General features: G+C 70.8%; 19 protein-coding genes. 9 read left to right on the top strand and 10 right to left on the bottom strand.

The features are described from left to right. Positions 1 to 66: 66 nt before the first annotated feature. The gene (locus tag ACYQ1K_RS18400; RefSeq protein ID WP_459984708.1) at positions 67 to 375 is read left to right on the top strand and encodes a chorismate mutase; all 309 of its coding nucleotides are present in this window, start codon (positions 67 to 69) and stop codon (positions 373 to 375) included. A gap of 22 nt (positions 376 to 397) precedes the next feature. Here the strand turns inward: ACYQ1K_RS18400 and ACYQ1K_RS18395 are convergent, their stop codons facing one another. Beyond that, a complete protein-coding gene (locus tag ACYQ1K_RS18395; protein ID WP_459984707.1) occupies positions 398 to 721 on the bottom strand; it encodes a hypothetical protein in 324 nt (107 codons plus the stop codon). A 53-nt stretch (positions 722 to 774) separates the two neighbouring features. Here ACYQ1K_RS18395 and ACYQ1K_RS18390 point away from each other — a divergent pair, with 53 nt between their 5' ends. Genes ACYQ1K_RS18390 through era form a run of 4 tightly spaced genes read left to right on the top strand, consistent with a single transcriptional unit; the run spans position 775 to position 5234 of the window. After that, a complete protein-coding gene (locus ACYQ1K_RS18390; protein WP_459984706.1) occupies positions 775 to 2175 on the top strand; it encodes an FAD-binding oxidoreductase in 1401 nt (466 codons plus the stop codon). Next, entirely contained in the window at positions 2172 to 3479 is a 1308-nt protein-coding gene (locus tag ACYQ1K_RS18385) for a class I SAM-dependent methyltransferase (RefSeq protein ID WP_459984705.1), read from the top strand. The genes ACYQ1K_RS18390 and ACYQ1K_RS18385 overlap by 4 nt, the downstream gene beginning before the upstream one ends. A gap of 25 nt (positions 3480 to 3504) precedes the next feature. After that, a complete protein-coding gene (locus tag ACYQ1K_RS18380; RefSeq protein ID WP_459984704.1) occupies positions 3505 to 4296 on the top strand; it encodes a siderophore-interacting protein in 792 nt (263 codons plus the stop codon). Then, positions 4293 to 5234: a GTPase Era gene (gene era, locus ACYQ1K_RS18375; RefSeq protein ID WP_459984703.1), complete on the top strand. Its 942-nt coding sequence runs from the start codon at positions 4293 to 4295 to the stop codon at positions 5232 to 5234. The genes ACYQ1K_RS18380 and era overlap by 4 nt, the downstream gene beginning before the upstream one ends. A gap of 39 nt (positions 5235 to 5273) precedes the next feature. Here era and ACYQ1K_RS18370 read toward each other — a convergent pair whose 3' ends face one another. Genes ACYQ1K_RS18370 through ACYQ1K_RS18355 form a run of 4 tightly spaced genes read right to left on the bottom strand, consistent with a single transcriptional unit; the run spans position 5274 to position 7879 of the window. Beyond that, positions 5274 to 6107, bottom strand: coding sequence for a septum formation family protein (locus tag ACYQ1K_RS18370; protein WP_459984702.1), 834 nt, complete (start codon positions 6105 to 6107; stop codon positions 5274 to 5276). Continuing rightward, the gene (locus ACYQ1K_RS18365) at positions 6104 to 6904 is read right to left on the bottom strand and encodes a septum formation family protein (protein ID WP_459984701.1); all 801 of its coding nucleotides are present in this window, start codon (positions 6902 to 6904) and stop codon (positions 6104 to 6106) included. The genes ACYQ1K_RS18370 and ACYQ1K_RS18365 overlap by 4 nt, the downstream gene beginning before the upstream one ends. Positions 6905 to 6963: 59 nt before the next feature. Next, entirely contained in the window at positions 6964 to 7461 is a 498-nt protein-coding gene (locus ACYQ1K_RS18360; RefSeq protein WP_459984700.1) for a flavodoxin family protein, read from the bottom strand. A 19-nt stretch (positions 7462 to 7480) separates the two neighbouring features. Beyond that, the gene (locus ACYQ1K_RS18355; protein ID WP_459984699.1) at positions 7481 to 7879 is read right to left on the bottom strand and encodes a pyridoxamine 5'-phosphate oxidase family protein; all 399 of its coding nucleotides are present in this window, start codon (positions 7877 to 7879) and stop codon (positions 7481 to 7483) included. A 304-nt stretch (positions 7880 to 8183) separates the two neighbouring features. Between ACYQ1K_RS18355 and leuA the strand changes: the two genes are divergently transcribed. Further along, positions 8184 to 9932: a 2-isopropylmalate synthase gene (gene leuA, locus ACYQ1K_RS18350; protein WP_459984698.1), complete on the top strand. Its 1749-nt coding sequence runs from the start codon at positions 8184 to 8186 to the stop codon at positions 9930 to 9932. Between the two features lie 34 nt (positions 9933 to 9966). Here the strand turns inward: leuA and ACYQ1K_RS18345 are convergent, their stop codons facing one another. Further along, complete coding sequence (locus ACYQ1K_RS18345) at positions 9967 to 10746, bottom strand: hypothetical protein (RefSeq protein WP_459984697.1); 780 nt, start codon at positions 10744 to 10746, stop codon at positions 9967 to 9969. A 50-nt stretch (positions 10747 to 10796) separates the two neighbouring features. On the opposite strand from ACYQ1K_RS18345, the gene recO reads away from it, so the two are divergent. From recO to ACYQ1K_RS18330, 3 genes are read left to right on the top strand one after another with little or no spacing between them, the layout of a single operon-like run. After that, a complete protein-coding gene (recO, locus tag ACYQ1K_RS18340) occupies positions 10797 to 11537 on the top strand; it encodes a DNA repair protein RecO (protein ID WP_459984696.1) in 741 nt (246 codons plus the stop codon). Between the two features lie 4 nt (positions 11538 to 11541). Further along, on the top strand, positions 11542 to 12804 hold the full coding sequence (locus ACYQ1K_RS18335) for a YibE/F family protein (protein ID WP_459984695.1): 1263 nt from the start codon (positions 11542 to 11544) through the stop codon (positions 12802 to 12804). 11 nt (positions 12805 to 12815) lie between these two features. Beyond that, positions 12816 to 13619 carry an isoprenyl transferase gene (locus tag ACYQ1K_RS18330; protein ID WP_459984694.1) on the top strand — a complete coding sequence of 268 codons (804 nt, stop codon included), beginning with the start codon at positions 12816 to 12818 and terminating at the stop codon, positions 13617 to 13619. Between the two features lie 25 nt (positions 13620 to 13644). Here ACYQ1K_RS18330 and ACYQ1K_RS18325 read toward each other — a convergent pair whose 3' ends face one another. From ACYQ1K_RS18325 to ACYQ1K_RS18310, 4 genes are read right to left on the bottom strand one after another with little or no spacing between them, the layout of a single operon-like run. After that, positions 13645 to 14052 carry a Fur family transcriptional regulator gene (locus ACYQ1K_RS18325; protein WP_459984693.1) on the bottom strand — a complete coding sequence of 136 codons (408 nt, stop codon included), beginning with the start codon at positions 14050 to 14052 and terminating at the stop codon, positions 13645 to 13647. Next, positions 14039 to 15067, bottom strand: coding sequence for a metal ABC transporter permease (locus tag ACYQ1K_RS18320; protein WP_459984692.1), 1029 nt, complete (start codon positions 15065 to 15067; stop codon positions 14039 to 14041). Before ACYQ1K_RS18320 ends, ACYQ1K_RS18325 begins: the two co-directional genes overlap by 14 nt. Further along, a complete protein-coding gene (locus tag ACYQ1K_RS18315; protein ID WP_459984691.1) occupies positions 15064 to 15858 on the bottom strand; it encodes a metal ABC transporter ATP-binding protein in 795 nt (264 codons plus the stop codon). Before ACYQ1K_RS18315 ends, ACYQ1K_RS18320 begins: the two co-directional genes overlap by 4 nt. Further along, the gene (locus ACYQ1K_RS18310; RefSeq protein ID WP_459984690.1) at positions 15855 to 16784 is read right to left on the bottom strand and encodes a metal ABC transporter substrate-binding protein; all 930 of its coding nucleotides are present in this window, start codon (positions 16782 to 16784) and stop codon (positions 15855 to 15857) included. The genes ACYQ1K_RS18315 and ACYQ1K_RS18310 overlap by 4 nt, the downstream gene beginning before the upstream one ends. Positions 16785 to 16904 lie beyond the last annotated feature (120 nt).

Here is a 16904-nt window from a genome sequence, read left to right as displayed (position 1 = left end):
CGGGCATCTCGGGCGTCGCGCTCAGGACCCGAGACCCGTCACAGTCGGAGGCCTGGAGATGCTTGGATGGCAGGCGTGAGTGCGCCGGACGATCCCCAGGCCGAGCTGCTGCGACTGCGAGCCAGCATCGACAACCTCGACGCAGCCCTCGTGCACCTCCTGGCGGAGCGGTTCAAGTGCACCGAGCAGGTCGGTCGTCTCAAGGCGCAGGCCGGGTTCCCACCGGCCGACCCGAGCCGCGAGGCGGTGCAGATCGAGCGGCTGCGACGCCTGTCTGAGGAGAGCGGCCTCGACCCTGTCTTCGCCGAGAAGTTCCTCGCTGTGATCATCGCCGAGGTCATCCGCAACCACGAGTCGTTCGCCCGTCAGGGCTGAGGATCCTCGACCTGGCGAGACCTCACTCGAGTGGGAGCGTGCCGATCTCGATGGTGATGTGGATGCCGTCCTCTTCCCGGTAGGCGGTCAGCCCGGTCATCGTCGCGATGTCGGACTTCTTGGCGCGCATGTGGTCGAGGAGCGCCTCGATCGCCAGAGCCAGACGCGCCTGCGTCACGGGCTTGCTGCGCCACTTGACCTGGTTGCTCTCGAAGTAGGGCCAGGCCTTCTCGGCCAGGTTGGCGATCGCGTCACGCTCGGCAGCGGTGGACACCGGGATCTCCTGGTTCATCGCGGGGGTGTGGGGCGCGACGAGGATAAGGGAGCCGATGAGGTCCCTCGGCATCGTGAGCCACCCGGGACCTTCGAGCGAGGCGCGGGCAGAGTAGGTTAAGCGATGTGACGACCGGCGCCATCGAGTCCAGTGCCTGGCGGCAGCACGACGACGCGGTGGCGCGGCTGCGCGCGTCCTACGACGCCATCCCCGCGGGGGCGCCGGTGCGGCTCGCGAAGCGGACGACCAACCTCTTCCGCGCTCGCGACGCCTCGACCGCTCCAGGGCTCGACGTCAGCGGGCTCACCGGCGTGATCGAGGTGGACGCAGAGGCACAGACGGCCGACGTCCAAGGCATGTGCACCTACGAGGACCTCGTCGACGCGACGCTGCCGCACGGCTTGATCCCGTATGTCGTTCCGCAGCTGCGCACCATCACCCTGGGCGGAGCCGTCACCGGTCTCGGCATCGAGTCGACCAGCTTCCGCAACGGCCTCCCGCATGAGTCGGTGTTGGAGATGGACGTGTTCACCGGTGCCGGCGACGTCGTCACGGCCACACCGACGGGCGACCACCGCGATCTCTTCGAGACGTTCCCGAACTCCTACGGCAGCCTCGGCTACGCCACGCGGCTGCGGATCAAGCTGGAGCGGGTGCCCAGCTTCGTCCGACTGCGTCACGTCCGCTTCGACGACGCCGGGCAGCTGGCGAAGACGATGGCCGAGGTCACCGCGACGCGCGAGCACGACGGCACGCGCGTCGACGGGCTCGACGGCGTCGCGTTCGCGCCGGGGGAGTACTACCTGACGCTCGCCACCTGGACCGACGACACCCGCGGCGCGACCCCGTCCGACTACGCCGGGCAAGAGATCTACTACCGCTCCCTCCAGCAACGCGCCGAGAACGGGGCAGGGTCGGACCTGCTGACCATGTACGACTATCTGTGGCGCTGGGACACCGACTGGTTCTGGTGCTCGGGCGCCTTCGGCGCGCAGCACCCGCTGCTGAGGCGGATCTGGCCGCGCCGCTACCGTCGCAGCGACGTCTACATGCGACTCTTGGGCCTGGACCGGCGCTTCGCGATCGCCGACCGGCTCGACCGGCGTGCCGGTCGGCCATTGCGTGAGCGCGTGGTGCAGGACATCGAGGTCCCGGTCGAGAACCTGCCCGCCTTCCTGGAGTGGTTCGACGACGAGGTCGGCATGCGGCCGGTCTGGCTGTGTCCGCTGGTCGCGCACCGGAAGTGGCCGTCCTACCCCCTCGCGCCCGGCGAGCTCTACGTCAACGCGGGGTTCTGGGGCACGGTCCACGTCGGGCCCGAGGCGACCCAGGGTCCGAAGAACCGCGCCATCGAGACGAAGGTGCACGAGCTCGGCGGCCACAAGTCCCTCTACTCCGAGGCCTTCTACGACAAGGCCACGTTCGACGATCTCTACGACGGTGCCCACCTGGCGGCCGTGAAGGCGACCTACGACCCCCACGACAGGCTCACGAGCCTCTACGAGAAGGCGGTGAAGAAGCGGTGACCCAGGAGAACATCGCAGCAACGATCAACGGATTCTTCGACGGTGGCCTGCCGCTCCGGCTCAGCGCCTTCGACGGCAGCGAGGCCGGGGACCTCGACTCGCCGTACGGCCTGGAGGTCCTCAACGAGCGTGGGCTGCGCTACATCCTCACCGCCCCCGGCGATCTGGGGCTGGCCCGCGCCTACGTGAGCGGCGATCTGGAGCTGCACGGCACCCATCCGGGTGACCCCTACCCGCTGCTGTCACTGATCCTCGAGAAGACCGACTTCAAGCGGCCGTCGATCGGCGACGTCGTCGCTCTGGTGCGCAGCCTCGGGATCTCGAACTTCAACCCGCCGAAGCCGCCGCCGCAGGAGCACCTGCCCGCGTGGAGACACAAGGTCGAGGGCCTGCGCGGCAACGTCGCGGCGCTCGCGAAGTGGGGTCGCCACTCGCAGGAGCGTGACGCCGACGCGATCCACCACCACTACGACGTCTCCAACACGTTCTACGAGTACGTGCTCGGTCCCTCGATGACCTACACCTGCGCGGTGTTCCCGACCGAGGACGCCAGCCTCGCGGAGGCGCAGGCCCACAAGTACGACCTCATCTGCCGCAAGCTCGACCTCAAGCCCGGCCAGCGCCTGCTCGACATCGGCTGCGGCTGGGGCGGCATGGTGCGCCACGCCGCGAAGCACTATGGCGTCAAGGCGCTCGGCGTCACCCTCTCGCGGGAGCAGGCGAGCTGGGCGGCGGAGGAGATCAAGCGACAGGGCCTCGACGACCTCGCCGAGGTGCGGTTCTCCGACTACCGCGACGTCGAGGAGTCCGACTTCGACGCCGTCAGCTCGATCGGCCTCACCGAGCACATCGGCGTGAAGAACTACCCGGCCTACTTCGGGTTCATCCGCGACCGGCTCAAGCCGCAGGGCCGCATGCTGAACCACTGCATCACCCGCGATGACAACAGGCAGAGTGCCACGGCGGGCGCGTTCATCGACCGCTACGTCTTCCCCGACGGCGAGCTCATCGGCTCGGGCACGATCGTGACGGCCGTGGAGGACCAGGGTCTCGAAGTCCAGCACCATGAGAACTTCCGGGTGCACTACGCCAAGACGCTCGCCGGCTGGAACGCCAACCTCGTCGAGCACTGGGACGCCTGCGTGGACGAGGTCGGCCTCGGCACGGCGAAGGTCTGGGGCCTCTACATGGCCGGCTCGCGGCTCGGCTTCGAGCGCAACCAGATCCAGCTGCACCACGTGCTGGCCAGCAAGACCGTCGACGGCGTCTCGGGCTACCCGCTTCGCCACGAGTTCGGGGCGTGAGCCCGCGGCTCGCTAGCCTGGCACCGTGAGTGTCAGGGCCGAGCAGTACGCCGCGGAGGTGGTCGGCCGCGAGCAGCTGTCGCCACACCTCGTGCGGATCCTGCTCGACGTGCCGGCGTTCGTCTCCACGCAGATCCCCGACGAGTGGGTCGGTCTCGTGGTGCCGGGGCAGTTCCAGTCGCGCTACTACACGGTCAGGGCGACGGGCTCGCCCGAGGGCGCGGGCCGACTCACCCTCGACGTCGTCGTCCACGAGACGGGACTGGTGACCGAATGGGCCGCACGCGAGCAGATCGTGGGGGAGACCGTCACGATCAGCGAGCCGAAGGGCTCCTTCGAGCTGCCGGACGGCGCCCAGTGGCTGATGCTGGTCGGAGACCTGACGGCCCTGCCCGCGATGGCACGGATCGCTGAGACGGCCGCGGCCCAGGGCCTCCCGACCCGGGTCTGGGCCGAGGTGCCGGACACCGACGAGCTCGCCGGCTACCTGCCGGGCTCGGCGGAGGTCACCTGGTCCACCGGAGTGGGTGACGGACTGGCCGCGACCGTGGAGTCGCTGCCATGGCCCGCCGGTGAGGGCTACTTCTGGATGGCCGGCGAGTCCGCGCAGATGCGCGCGATCCGCAAGCACCTGATGCGCGAGCGTCGGCTCCCCAGCCACGCCTACGACGTGATGGGCTACTGGCGCCACAGCGCCGGACGGCAGCCACGGGCCGTCGACCCGGGCCCGATCTACCGGGCCGGCAAGGCGGCGGGGCTCAGCGACGAGCAGATCTGGGAGAAGTACGACGAGGCGCGGCAGGAGGCCGATCGATGAGCGAGGACCCCACCACGTTCCGCAGCGGGTTCGTCTCCTTCGTGGGCCGCCCCAACGCTGGCAAGTCCACCCTCACGAACGCCCTGGTCGGCACCAAGGTCGCGATCACCTCCGACAAGCCGCAGACGACCCGCACCGTCGTCCGCGGCATCGTCCATCGCGCCGACGGGCAGCTGATCCTCGTCGACACGCCCGGCCTGCACCGCCCGCGCACGCTGCTGGGCGAGCGCCTCAACGACCTCGTCGAGGCCACCTGGACCGAGGTCGACGTCGTGGCGATCTGCTTCCCCGCCGACGAGAAGATCGGACCGGGGGACCGGCGCATCGCCGAGAGCGTCGCGAAGCTGAAGAAGCACATCAAGCGAGTGGCGGTGGCCACCAAGACCGACCTGGTCGGCCCCGAGCGGATCGGGGAGCACCTCCTCGACATCGCGGCCCTCGGCGACGACCTCGGGATCGAATGGGCCGAGATCGTGCCCGTCTCGAGCAAGGCCGGCGGGGAGGCCGGACAGATCGACCTGCTCGCGGACCTTCTGCTCGGGCTGCTGCCGGAGGGGCCGCCGCTCTACCCCGAGGGCGACCTCACCGACTCGCCCGACGAGATCCTCGTGGCCGAGCTGATCCGTGAGGCGGCGCTGGACGGCGTCCGCGACGAGCTGCCGCACTCCATCGCCGTCGTGGTTGAGGAGATGGGGCTGCGCGAGGACCGCCCCGAGGACAAGCCGCTGATGGACGTCCACGCGAGCCTGTATGTCGAGCGGGACTCCCAGAAGGGCATCGTCATCGGCCACAAGGGCTCCAGGCTCAAGGACGTGGGCCGCCGTGCTCGGCTGCAGGTCGCCGAGCTGCTCGGGGTGCCGGTCTACCTCGACCTGCACGTCAAGATCGCGAAGGACTGGCAGCGCGACCCCCGCCAGCTGCGCAAGCTCGGCTTCTGAGGGCGGCCGGCCCGGTCTCAGCCCGACGAGCCCTGGGGACTAGCCCGGGGCCCAGCAGATGCCGTAGGTCTGCCCGGCGGCCCACTGCGCGGCCGTCGGCCACTCGTAGCCCCACTTGTAGTCGAGGGCGTCCTTGGCGACAGTCTTGCCGGCAGCCTGACACGGCCTCTGCCCTGCGGCCTTCGCCGCCGCGGCGCCGGGATAGGCACCGCCGCCGAGCGAGACGCTCCGCAGCGCGCGCCAGGAGTGCCGCTCGCGGCAGAGCACCCGACGGAACGCCGTCGTGCCGGGCTCGGCGGTGCCGCACATCCCGTAGGTGTCCGAGCTGCCGCCGAGTGCGCCCTTGAGGGTGCCGGTCAGCGAGGCGAGCTGCTGGTCGCCGGCCACGGCGATCACGTCGCATCGGAACCAGTCGGCGCCCTGGTCGGAGGCGGCGACCGTGGGGGTGAACCAGACCGGCCGGAGCATCGAGAGCCGGAGCCGCTCGGTGGAGGCGCCGAGGAACGCCCCCAGCTGCCGAGGACAGATGGTCCGGACCTGCCGCTGGACGCGGGGCGAGTCGATCGCGACCAGATGGCCGCTGACCTCGGTGCTCACCCGCCCGACGGCGTACGTCTGGGAGGTGTGCGCGCCTCGACAGGGCACAGGCGTGTCCGTGGTGGTCGGCGCGAGTGCCTGCGCGTAGCTCAGCCGGTGGCAGGTCCGGTCGGCCGGCGCCGGGGCGGCACTCGCCCGTGCGGGCGCCGGCGCGGTCGCGTGCGCGGTCGCAGACCCGCCCGACGAGGTGCCCGCCTTCGGGTCGCCTGAGGTGCAGCCGGCGAGCAGCAGGAGGAGACCCACGAGCGGGACGAGGAGGCGGGCGTGGCTCCTCATTGGCTCGTCTTCGCCCAGCAGACCGACCTTCGGTTGCCGGCCTTCCACTCCGCCTCGTGGAACCACGTGTAGGCGTAGTCGTAGTCGGTGGGATAGCCCAGCCACGCCGCGACGGAGGAGGAGCAGAAGCTCTTGCTCTTGGCGGCGACCGCCGCGTCGCCGGGGTAGGCGTCCCCGGGCTCGCCGACCTTGATGACGGTCACGGCGCGCCAGGTGTGCTGCTTGGAGCAGGGGATCTTGGCACCGTGGTCGGGGTCGGTGCCGCGTGCGCACGTCATCCAGTGGTCGTCGGGGCGCTCGGCCATGAGGCCCTTCGTGGTCGTCGGCAGGTCGAGGTAGCGCCGCGATCCGGCGCCGCCGCCGATGATGTCGCAGCGATACCACCGTGCGCCCTTGTCCCAGGCCTTCTGCGACGGTCGGAACCAGACCCAGCTGAGGATGGCCCGCATCACGACGCTGTCCGTCGTGCCGAGGTGCTGGGTGAGCGCCTGACTGCAGGTCCGGTAGGCCCACTCGTCGAGCGCGGTGTCGTGGTAGTCGGCGTCCTTGAAGCTCGCCGGCAGCGGCCCGGAGGCGAAGGTCTCGGCGTCGTGCGGCTCGGTGCAGGCGACCAGCTTCCCGGCGTTCGACGGCGCAGCGATGTCGGCACGACTGAGGTTGCGGCAGGCGCCCAGCTTCGGCACGGTGGTGGCGTCCACCTGGGCCGGGTCGGCGCCCGGCGGGACGTTCTTCCCGCCGCAGCCCGCCACGAGGGCCAGGGGCAGTAGCAGTGAGAGCAGGAGGACGGCGGGACGCACGGCGATCGATGCTAGCCGCCCGCCCCAGAGATGCCGGTCGGGAGAGCCCAGGGAGACGCCTACGACGCCAGCAGGGCCGCGAGGGTCGCCCCCAGCTCGTAGGCCGCCTCCTCGTCGGCCTCCTCGACATCTCCGAGCACTTCGAGGACCGGCGCCGACTGCGTCCAGCCGAGCGCGCCGACGATGGCCGCCACGGACCGGACCGCGCCCGTCGTGTCGTAGCGACCGTGCACCCACAGCCCGAAGGGACGCCGCGCGGTCAGGCCGTTCGCGCCGGCGCTGGAGCCGCCGCCTGAGTCGTCCAGCGCGCCGCCCACGCTCAGGAACGTGGTGTCGAAGAAGTGCTTGAGCGCACCGCTCATGTAGCCGAAGTGGGCGGCGGTGCCGAGCAGGTAGCCGTCCGCGGCGAGGACGTCTGACGCCGTCGCGTCGAGCGCGTGTCGCTCAACGACCTCGACCCCGTCGATCTCGGGGTCGCAGGTGCCGGCCAGCACCGACGCCGTGAGGCGCTCGAGCGAGCGCGTGGGCGAGTGGTGCACGACGAGCAGCCGTGCCATTGCCTACCGCCGGTCCGGCTCAGTCGCCGGCGACCAGGCGACGGCCGTGGATCTCGTCGGGGGTGAGATGGATCCACAGCGGGCGCGGGCCGGACGCCCAGGTGTGCAGTGTGCGGACCTCGGTGGGCACCTCCTCGGCGTGCCAGTGCACGTGCGCGACGCCGCGCAGTTGGACGCTCCAGCCCAGGCGCGTGCTCGTGTCGATGGAGTCGACCAGCACGGCGACCCGGGTGTCGTCGACCTCGCGCACCAGCGAGGAGTACGCAGCGGTCCGGATCCAGATCGAGCGGCCGTGCACGACGTGGTTGACCGGTAGCACGAACGGTCCGTTGCCCGTCGACCAGGCGACTCGACAGATCGGCTGCTGGGGCACCAGGTCCCAGCTCTCGTCCCGCCCGAGCTCGACCAGATCCGCCATGGGGGCACTCCTTCGGTTCACTTCGGTTTCGATCGGGGCACTCAGGCAACGGTGCCGGGTCCAGTCAACCAGTCCGGCCGAGACCGACGCGAGAGGCTCGGCTGGCGGCAGCCAGGCGGCACCCGCCCCTCGGGCGGACCCGACTGCGGCCTACTCGGGGAGACTGGGGTATGGTGTGGTCATCATGATGTGCAGCCTCCTCCTTAGCTGCCGCAGCGGGGCCTGAGACGCCGGACCCCCTCGCTGCGGAGTTGAGTCGTGCGCCCGGCGCCCACTCCCAGCTTGAGGAAGACCGAGCGAAGCCATGACCAACCTGAGCAACACCAGCAACCAGCAGAAGCCCTCCGGCATGCCGTTCCAGCGCTACCGCGCGTTCGTGCCTGTCGACGTCCCCGACCGCACCTGGCCGGCGAAGAAGATCACCCACGCGCCGCGGTGGCTCTCCACCGACCTGCGCGACGGGAACCAGGCGCTCATCGACCCGATGACCCCCGGCCGCAAGCTGCAGATGTTCGAGCTGCTCGTGCGGATGGGCTACAAGGAGATCGAGGTCGGCTTCCCGAGCGCCAGCCAGACCGACTTCGACTTCGTCCGCCAGCTCATCGTCGAGGACCGGATCCCCGACGACGTCCAGATCTCGGTGCTGACCCAGGCCCGCGACGATCTCATCGAACGGACGGCCGAGTCGCTGGCCGGGGCGCCCCGAGCCACGATCCACCTCTACAACGCCACCGCCGAGCTCTTCCGCCGCGTCGTCTTCGGCGTCACCCCCGACGAGTGCATCGCCATCGCGACCCGCGGCACCGAGATGGTGATCAAGTACGCCGAGCAGTACCTGGGCGGCATCGTCGGCACCGGCGACTTCGGCTACCAGTACAGCCCGGAGATCTTCACCCAGACCGACACCGACTTCGCCCTCGAGGTCTGTGAGCGGGTCTCCGACGTCTGGCAGCCTGAGCCCGGCCGCGAGATCATCCTCAACCTGCCGGCCACCGTCGAGATGTCCACGCCGAACACCTACGCCGACCAGATCGAGTACTTCGGCCGCGGACTGACCCGGCGCGACGTCTCCGCGATCTCCCTGCACCCGCACAACGACCGAGGCACCGCGGTCGCCGCGACCGAGCTGGCGCTGATGGCCGGCGCCGACCGCGTCGAGGGCTGCCTGTTCGGCCACGGCGAGCGCACCGGCAACGTCGACCTCGTCACCCTGGGGATGAACCTGTTCAGCCAGGGCATCGACCCGATGATCGACTTCTCCGACATCGACGAGATCCGTCGCACGGTCGAGTACGCGACGAACCTGCCGGTCCACCCGCGCCACCCTTACGCGGGCGACCTGGTCTACACCGCCTTCTCCGGCTCCCACCAGGACGCGATCAAGAAGGGCCTGGAGGACCTCGACCGGATCGCCGCGGAGCAGGGCCGCCCGGTCGGCGAGATCGACTGGGAGGCGCCGTACCTGCCGATCGACCCGAAGGACGTCGGCCGCACCTACGAGGCCGTCATCCGCGTCAACAGCCAGTCCGGCAAGGGCGGCGTGGCCTACGTCCTGAAGGCCGAGCACAAGCTGGACCTGCCGCGTCGCGCGCAGATCGAGTTCAGCCGGGTCATCCAGCAGCACACCGACGCCGAGGGTGGCGAGGTGAGCTCGGAGAAGATCTGGGAGATCTTCCGTGCGGAGTACCTGGACCAGGCCACGCCGCTCAGGCTCAACTCGGTGCACACCTCCTCGGCGGCGGGCGAGAAGGACGCGCTCACGGTGAACGTGTACGTCGACGGGGAGCTGCGCACGCTCGAGGGCACCGGCAACGGTCCCATCGCGGCGTTCGTCGACGCGATCAACGGCCTCGGCCATGACTGGGACGTGCGGGTCCTGGACTACGCCGAGCACGCGCTCTCGGCGGGCGGCGACGCCGTCGCGGCGGCGTACGTCGAGTGCTCGGTGGGCCCGGAGATCTACTGGGGCGTGGGCATCGACGCCAACATCGTCACCGCCTCGCTCAAGGCGGTCATCTCCGCGGTCAACCGCGGGGCTGCGCTGGTCGGGTAGCCGCCGCGAGGGACGAGCGGCGGCGTATCGAGGCCTACTGACGGTCCCGCACCGCCTGCTGCACCTGCTCGATCGTGGTGCGGATGACGTCGCTGACGAGCTCGGCGGTGCGGGGGTCGTCGAGCGCGCGGTCGAGGATCCGCAGGACGGTGTCGGTCGTCAGGCGCACGATGTCGTCGTGGAACGGCACGAACCGGACCTTGCCGGTCATCTGGTCCTGCTTGACCAGCTCGAGGACCATCGCCTCGAGCTGGACACGGTTCTCGTCGATCGCGTGCCTGATGTTCGTGGTGTAGGTGCCCTTGTTCAGCACGTCGGCGACCTCGTCGAGGACGGCGACGGTCACCGGGCGCCTGACCGTGTCGACGATCGGGTCGGCGAAGCGCTGCACCAGCGCGGCGGTGAAGCGGTCGCCGAAGATGTTGTCGGTGCGGTCCACGAACCGCGCCGCACGAGCGACCAGCAGGATCCACATGATCCACGGCCGGTCGTTGACGGCCGGGATGATGAAGGGGACGAGCGCCGGGATCTCCCACCAGTGCCGGCTCAGGTAGATCCGACCCATCCGGGACCGCAGCCAGCGCACGCAGATCGCGACGAGGAAGACGACGCAGATGACGAGGTCGACGACGAGCAGCGGGTCATACCAGTCGGCTGCCGTGCGCGTGGACGGCGGCTGCGGAGCGTAGAGGAACCAGAGCGGCAGCAGGGCGGAGACGGTGGCGAGCCCCAGCAGGGTCCAGTCGAGGGGCGTGCCTCGCCGGCCGGAGATGTCGCGCCACTCCTCGGTGCGCAGATCCTCCGATGTGCGCATGGGCTGCGCGCCTGTCCACGCCCCTGGGGTCATGAGCGCAGAATAGGCCCGTGCCTCTCTACCGCGACGAGGCGATCGTGCTGCGTACCCACAAACTGGGCGAGGCCGACCGCATCATCACCCTGCTGACCCGCCAGCACGGACGCGTGCGTGCGGTCGCGCGCGGGGTCCGGCGTACGACGTCGAGGTTCGGGTCGCGACTGGAGCCGTTCATGCACGTGGACCTGCAGCTCTCCGAGGGGCGCTCGCTCGACCACATCACCCAGGCCGAGACGCTCACCCCCTTCCATGCGGGCATCGGCGGCGACTACGACCGCTACACCGCCGGGACGGTGATGCTGGAGACGGCGGACCGGCTCGTCGCCGAGGAGCGCGAGCCCTCGCTGCAGCAGTTCCTGCTCCTGGTCGGCGGTCTGCGGGTGCTCGCCTCCGGGGAGCGCACGCCCTCGCAAGTGCTTGACTCCTACCTCCTGAGGTCGCTGTCGGTCGCGGGCTACGCGCCGAGCTTCGAGGCCTGCGCGCGGTGCGGGACTCTGCCGTCCTCGGGGGGCCCGCACCGGTGGTTCAACCCCTCGCTCGGCGGAGTGCTGTGCGCCACGTGCCGGGTGCCCGGCTCGGCGTCCCCGGCCTCCGAGACGCTCGCCGTGCTCGGCGCGCTGCTGGCCGGAGACTGGCCGGTGGTCGAGGCCGCTGAGCCGCGTCACCTGCGCGAGGCGAGCGGCCTCGTGGCCGCCTACCTGGCCTGGCATCTCGAGCGGGGACTGCGGTCCCTCGAGTACGTCGAGCGCTGACGCGGTGGCGGGCAAGCACGCGGGCGGTCACGCCCGCCGGACGAACGAGGCCGCACCTGGTCACGGGCATGGGCACGGACACGGTCATGCGCACGGTCCCGCGCCGGAGGTGGCCGTCGGCCGGGGTCCGCGGCTCGCACTGACGGTGCTGCTCGCCGTGGTCGCGGTGGTCACGCTCGCGGGCGTGGTGCGCTGGTGGCCGGACTCCGCGAAGGTCGACAAGCTGCAGGGCTCGATGGCGTTCACGGCGAAGGGGGCGACCTACCGCTCCGCGACCGTCACGCGCGTCCAGGAGCGGTGTGCGCAGATCGGCGCCGCCGACACATCGCGCTGCGGCCATGTCACCGCCACACTGACCGGCGGCCCCGAGAAGGGCACCACGGTCACCGTGGAGGTGCCGCCCGAGGTCTCCGACTCGGGGCTCTCGCCGGGCGACACCCTCGAGCTGCTGCGCCTGCCCGCGACGAGTGGTCAGCGGGCGACCTACAGCTACTTCAGCATCGAGCGGCAGGCCCCGCTCTGGCTCCTCCTGGGAGTGTTCGCCGTCGCCGTCCTGGCGGTGGCGCGACTGCGCGGCCTGATGGCGCTCGTCGGTCTCGGCTTCGCTGCGGCAGTGGTGTGGTGGTTCCTGCTGCCCTCGCTGCTCAGCGGCCACCCGGTCGTCCCGGTCGCCGTCGTGGCCGCGGTCGCGATCATGTACGTCGTCCTCTACCTCACCCACGGGCTGTCGCTTCGCACCAGTGTGGCGCTCGGTGGCACGCTTGCGGGCGTCGCGCTGACGGCGCTCATGGCCTGGTACGCCGTCGGCGGCACCCATCTGTCCGGCGTCGTCGACGAGGGCGGCAGCACGCTCGTCACCCAGGTGCCCGGGCTGAGGCTGCAGGAGGTGCTGGTCGCCTCGGTCGTCATCGCCGGGCTCGGAGCGCTCAACGACGTGACGATCACGCAGGCCTCCGCGGTCTGGGAGCTGAGGGCCGCGGCACCCGGCATGCGCCGCGGCGAGCTTTTCCGCAGCGCCATGCGGATCGGCCGCGACCACGTGGCGTCGACCATCTACACCCTCGCGTTCGCCTATGTCGGCACCTCGCTCGCCCTCCTGCTGGCGGTTCAGCTCTACGACCGGCCGTTCCTCGACCTGCTCGGCACCGAGGAGATCGCCGAGGAGGTCGTCAGGTCCCTGACCGGCGGCGTCGGGCTCGTGCTCGCCATGCCGATCACCACGGTGCTGGCGGCCCTGATCGTCAGCGGTCCCGCCCGGGAGCCCTAGGCTCGTCCTTCGTGAAGCGCGCCGTCCGTCAGGCCCCGACCCGGGAGCACCGCCGCCCCAGCCCGCACCCGTCGGGTGCGACGCCGCCACCGATCCCGCCCGAGCTGGTCCCGGCGCACGTGGCGGTGATCATGGACGGCAACGGACGGTGGGCCAAGGAGCGCGGGCTGCCTCGCACGAAGGGGCACGAGGCGGGCGAGTCCTCTCTGTTCGACGTGGTCGAGGGCGCGATCGAGCTGGGAGTCAAGGCGATCAGCGCCTACGCGTTCTCCACCGAGAACTGGACCAGGTCCGCCGACGAGGTGCGCTTCCTCATGGGCTTCAACCGCGACGTCATCCGACGCCGGCGCGACGAGATGAACGAGCTCGGCGTGCGCGTCCGCTGGGCCGGGCGGGCACCGCGGCTGTGGCGCTCGGTCATCAAGGAGCTGCAGATCGCCGAGGAGCTCACCCAGGACAACGACGTCTGCACGCTGACGATGTGCGTCAACTACGGCGGCCGGGCCGAGCTGGTCGACGCCACGCGCCGCATCGCGCAGGACGTCGCCGCCGGTCGGCTCAGCGCGGACCGGGTCGACGAGAGGACGTTCGCGCGCTACCTCTATGTGCCGGAGCTGCCGGATGCGGACCTGGTGTGGCGGACGTCGGGGGAGCAGCGCCTGTCCAACTTCATGCTGTGGCAGGCGGCGTACTCCGAGATGGTCTTCACCGACGTGCTCTGGCCCGACGTCGACCGCCGACATCTCTGGGCAGCCTGCGAGACCTACGCCCGCCGCGACCGCCGCTACGGCGGGGCGCTCCCGAACCAGGCCTGACGGCCGGCAGCGCGCCGGGTAGCCGTCAGCGGCAGGCCGGACAGGTGCCGAAGATCTCCAGCGTGTGCGAGACGTCGGCGTAGCCGTGCTCGGCGGCCATCGCGCTGGTCCAGCGCTCGACGGCAGGGCCCTCGACCTCGACGGTGCGGCCGCACGAGCGGCAGACGAGGTGGTGGTGATGGCTGTCGGAGCAGCGACGGTAGATCGCCTCCCCGTCCTCGGTCCGCATCATGTCGACCTCGCCGGCTTCGGCCAGCCGCTGCAGCGTCCGGTAGACGGTGGCGAGCCCGACCGAGTCGCCTCGGCGGGCGAGCAGCTCGTGGATCTCCTGGGCGGAGTGGAAGCCGTCGGTCTCGGCGAGAGCGGAGGCGACGGCGAGGCGCTGCTTGGTCGGGCGCAGCGTCTCGTTGGCCCCGCGGTCAGTGCTCGTCATAGTGAGGCGCTCCCGTCTGGTCGACGTGCACCGCGTGCCGGTGGCCGTCGTGGACGTAGTCGACGTGGTCGCCGTGCTCGACGGCGAGGTGGCCGCAGTGCGGTCCGTGCTGGTGCTCGTGGGTGTCCTCGCACGTCTCATGGTCGGCGGGGGACTCCGGGTCGATCGGGAAGGGCTCAGCGAGCCGCCGTCGGTGCCGCAGGAGCGTGCCGACCGGCCAGGTGACGGCGAAGCACGTGAGCGCCAGCAGGACGATCGTCGGTCCGGGCGCGACGGTCGCCTTGAACGAGGCGAACGCGGAGACCACCAGTCCGCCGAGCGATGCGAAGGTGCCGATCACCATCGCGCCCAGCAGGGTGGTCCGAAACGACCGCGCGACCTGTTGGCTCGTCGCGACCGGGACGACCATGAGCGCGCTGACCAGCAGGAGCCCGACCGTGCGCATGGCGACGGTCACGCTGACGGCCGCGAGGACCGCGACCAGCAGGTTGTAGGCGCGCACGTTGAGGCCGGAGACCTTCGCGAACTCCTGGTCCTGGGCGACGGCGAAGAGCTGCGGCGCAAGGCCGACGCCGACCGCGATCACGACCGCTGCGAGCACCATCGTCACGATGACGTCGCTGATCGAGATGGTGGTGATCGAGCCGAAGAGATACTCCTGCAGGTGTGTCGCCGACTGCCCGCTCAGGCCGGTGAGCAGCACACCGCCGGCGAGGCCGCCGTAGAAGAGGAGCGCCAGCGCGACGTCGCCGTTCGCATGGCCACGCTCCCGGATGAGCTCGATGAGGGCGGCACCCAGCACCGCGACGATGACGGCTGTCCACGTCGGTGAGGCGCCGGTGAGCAGGCCGAGCGCGACACCGGTGACCGCGACGTGGCCGAGCCCGTCGCCCATGAGGGCCAGTCGGCGCTGGACGAGATAGGTGCCGACCGCCGGGGCCGCCATGCCGGTGAAGACGGCGGCGATGAGGGCCCGTTGCATGAACGGCAGGCCGAAGAGCTCGGTGGGAGTCACGAGTGGGTCTCCTCGTCGTTCTCGAGGGGCGAGCCCACGTGGGGAGCGTGGTCGACATGCAGGTCGTACGGCGACCCGTGGTGCGGCGTGTGGACCTCGGCGTGCGTGAGCGGCCTGCCGTCGTAGGCCACTCTGCCGTCGCGCATGACGACGGCACGATCGACGAGGGGCTCGAGGGGACCGAGCTCGTGCGCGACGAGCACGATCGTGGCCCCGCGCGCCTTCAGCTGGGCGAGCGCCTCGGCGAGGGCGTGCTGGTTGGGCAGGTCGACGCCCGCGGTCGGCTCGTCGAGGAAGAACAGCTCCGGCTGACCGGCCAGGGCTCGCGCGATGAGCGTGCGCTGCTGCTGACCCCCGGACAACGTCGCGACGCCGTCGCGTGCCTTGTCGGCCAGGCCGACGATCTCGAGGGCGTCGTCGATGGCGGCACGGTCGGCGCGCCCGAGCGGACGGAACAGCCGCCGCCGGGGGAGCCGGCCTGACGCGACGACCTCCCAGACGCTCGCCGGCACGCCGGAGGTCGCGCCGACCCGCTGGGGGACGAAGCCGATGCGCTGCCAGTCGTCGAACGCGGCCAGGGGCGTGCCGAAGAGCTCGAGATGACCGCCGGCGAGCGGTCGCAGGCCGGTGAGCGCTCGCACCAGGGTGGACTTGCCCGAGCCGTTGGCGCCCATGAGGGCGACGAGCTCGCCGGTGGCGACGGTGAGGTTGATCCCGCGCAGCACCGGGCGGCCGCCGATCGCGACGACGCCTCCGGTCAGAGCGAGCGGCAACGCGGTCGGGGCGGTCATCGGCATCCGTTCGCGGCTTCGAGGGCCGTCAGGTTGGTGCGCATGAGGGACAGATAGTCGTCGTGGGCGGTCTGGTCGGTCAGGCCCTCGATCGGGTCCAGCACCACAGAGGCGACTCCCATGTCGTTCGCGAGCGTGTGCGCGAGTGCTGGCGGGACCAGCCGCTCGCCGAAGACAGTGGTGATGCCGTCGGAGGTGATCAGCTGGTGCAGGCGGCCGAGGTCGGCGGGCGTCGGCTCCGCGTCGGGAGAGAGGCCGGCGATCGGCTCGATGTAGAGGCCGTACCGGCCCAGGTAGCCGAATGCGTTGTGCGAGACCACGATCGTGTTCCGCTGGCAGTGGGCGAGGCCGGCGGCGTAGGCCTGGTCGAGCCGGCGCAGGTCGGCGTCCAGTGACTCGGCGTTCGCCCGGTACGTCGGCGCGTGGGCCGGGTCGAGCCGTGCCAGCCGGTCCGCGAGCGCGTCGGCGACCTTGGCGAGCTTGAGCGGGTCCTGCCAGAAGTGGGGGTCGAGCTGGCCGTGCTGCTCGCCGTCCTTCGACGCGTCGTCGTGCCCGCCGTGGCTGATCGGCTCGAGCCCGGCGACCTCCGCGGCGTCGACCTTCGCCGCCCCGGACTGCTGCACGGCGGCGTCCACGGAGGCCTGGAGGCCCTTCTCGTAGACGACGACGTCGGCGAGTGCCGTCTCGGCGGTCTGCTTCGGCGTGAGCTCGAGGTCGTGCGGCTCCTGTCCCGGGTGGGTCAGGTTGCTCACCCGCACGAGGTCTCCTCCGACCCGCTGCGCGACGAACTGCAGCGGATAGAAGCCGGTGACGACGTCGATGTGACCGTCGTGTGGGGTGGAGGCCTTCTCCGAGAACGCCGCGCAGCCGGTCAGCCCCGCCACGGCGGTGACCGCGACCGTCACGGCGGCCAGCACTCGGAACATGACAATGATTCTCACTCGCAGTGAGAATCATTGTCAATCCACACCCGCTTCGGCGGTGCCAGCACCGGCGCCCGGACGCCGTGCGTGAGCGGGGGACTCGATAGGCTGGCCTCTCACCGA

The sequence above is a fragment of the Nocardioides sp. AN3 genome, from assembly GCF_054653495.1.
This window is presented reverse-complemented; position numbering and strand designations above follow the sequence as displayed.

Coding starts and splice junctions, on each gene's coding strand:
- ACYQ1K_RS18400 (WP_459984708.1), top strand. CDS start 67: ATGGCAGGCGTGAGTGCGCCGGACGATCCCCAGGCCGAGCTGCTGCGA.
- ACYQ1K_RS18395 (WP_459984707.1), bottom strand. CDS start 721: ATGCCGAGGGACCTCATCGGCTCCCTTATCCTCGTCGCGCCCCACACC.
- era (WP_459984703.1), top strand. CDS start 4,293: ATGAGCGAGGACCCCACCACGTTCCGCAGCGGGTTCGTCTCCTTCGTG.
- ACYQ1K_RS18370 (WP_459984702.1), bottom strand. CDS start 6,107: ATGAGGAGCCACGCCCGCCTCCTCGTCCCGCTCGTGGGTCTCCTCCTG.
- ACYQ1K_RS18360 (WP_459984700.1), bottom strand. CDS start 7,461: ATGGCACGGCTGCTCGTCGTGCACCACTCGCCCACGCGCTCGCTCGAG.
- ACYQ1K_RS18355 (WP_459984699.1), bottom strand. CDS start 7,879: ATGGCGGATCTGGTCGAGCTCGGGCGGGACGAGAGCTGGGACCTGGTG.
- leuA (WP_459984698.1), top strand. CDS start 8,184: ATGACCAACCTGAGCAACACCAGCAACCAGCAGAAGCCCTCCGGCATG.
- ACYQ1K_RS18345 (WP_459984697.1), bottom strand. CDS start 10,746: ATGCGCACATCGGAGGATCTGCGCACCGAGGAGTGGCGCGACATCTCC.
- ACYQ1K_RS18325 (WP_459984693.1), bottom strand. CDS start 14,052: ATGACGAGCACTGACCGCGGGGCCAACGAGACGCTGCGCCCGACCAAG.
- ACYQ1K_RS18315 (WP_459984691.1), bottom strand. CDS start 15,858: ATGACCGCCCCGACCGCGTTGCCGCTCGCTCTGACCGGAGGCGTCGTC.
- ACYQ1K_RS18310 (WP_459984690.1), bottom strand. CDS start 16,784: ATGTTCCGAGTGCTGGCCGCCGTGACGGTCGCGGTCACCGCCGTGGCG.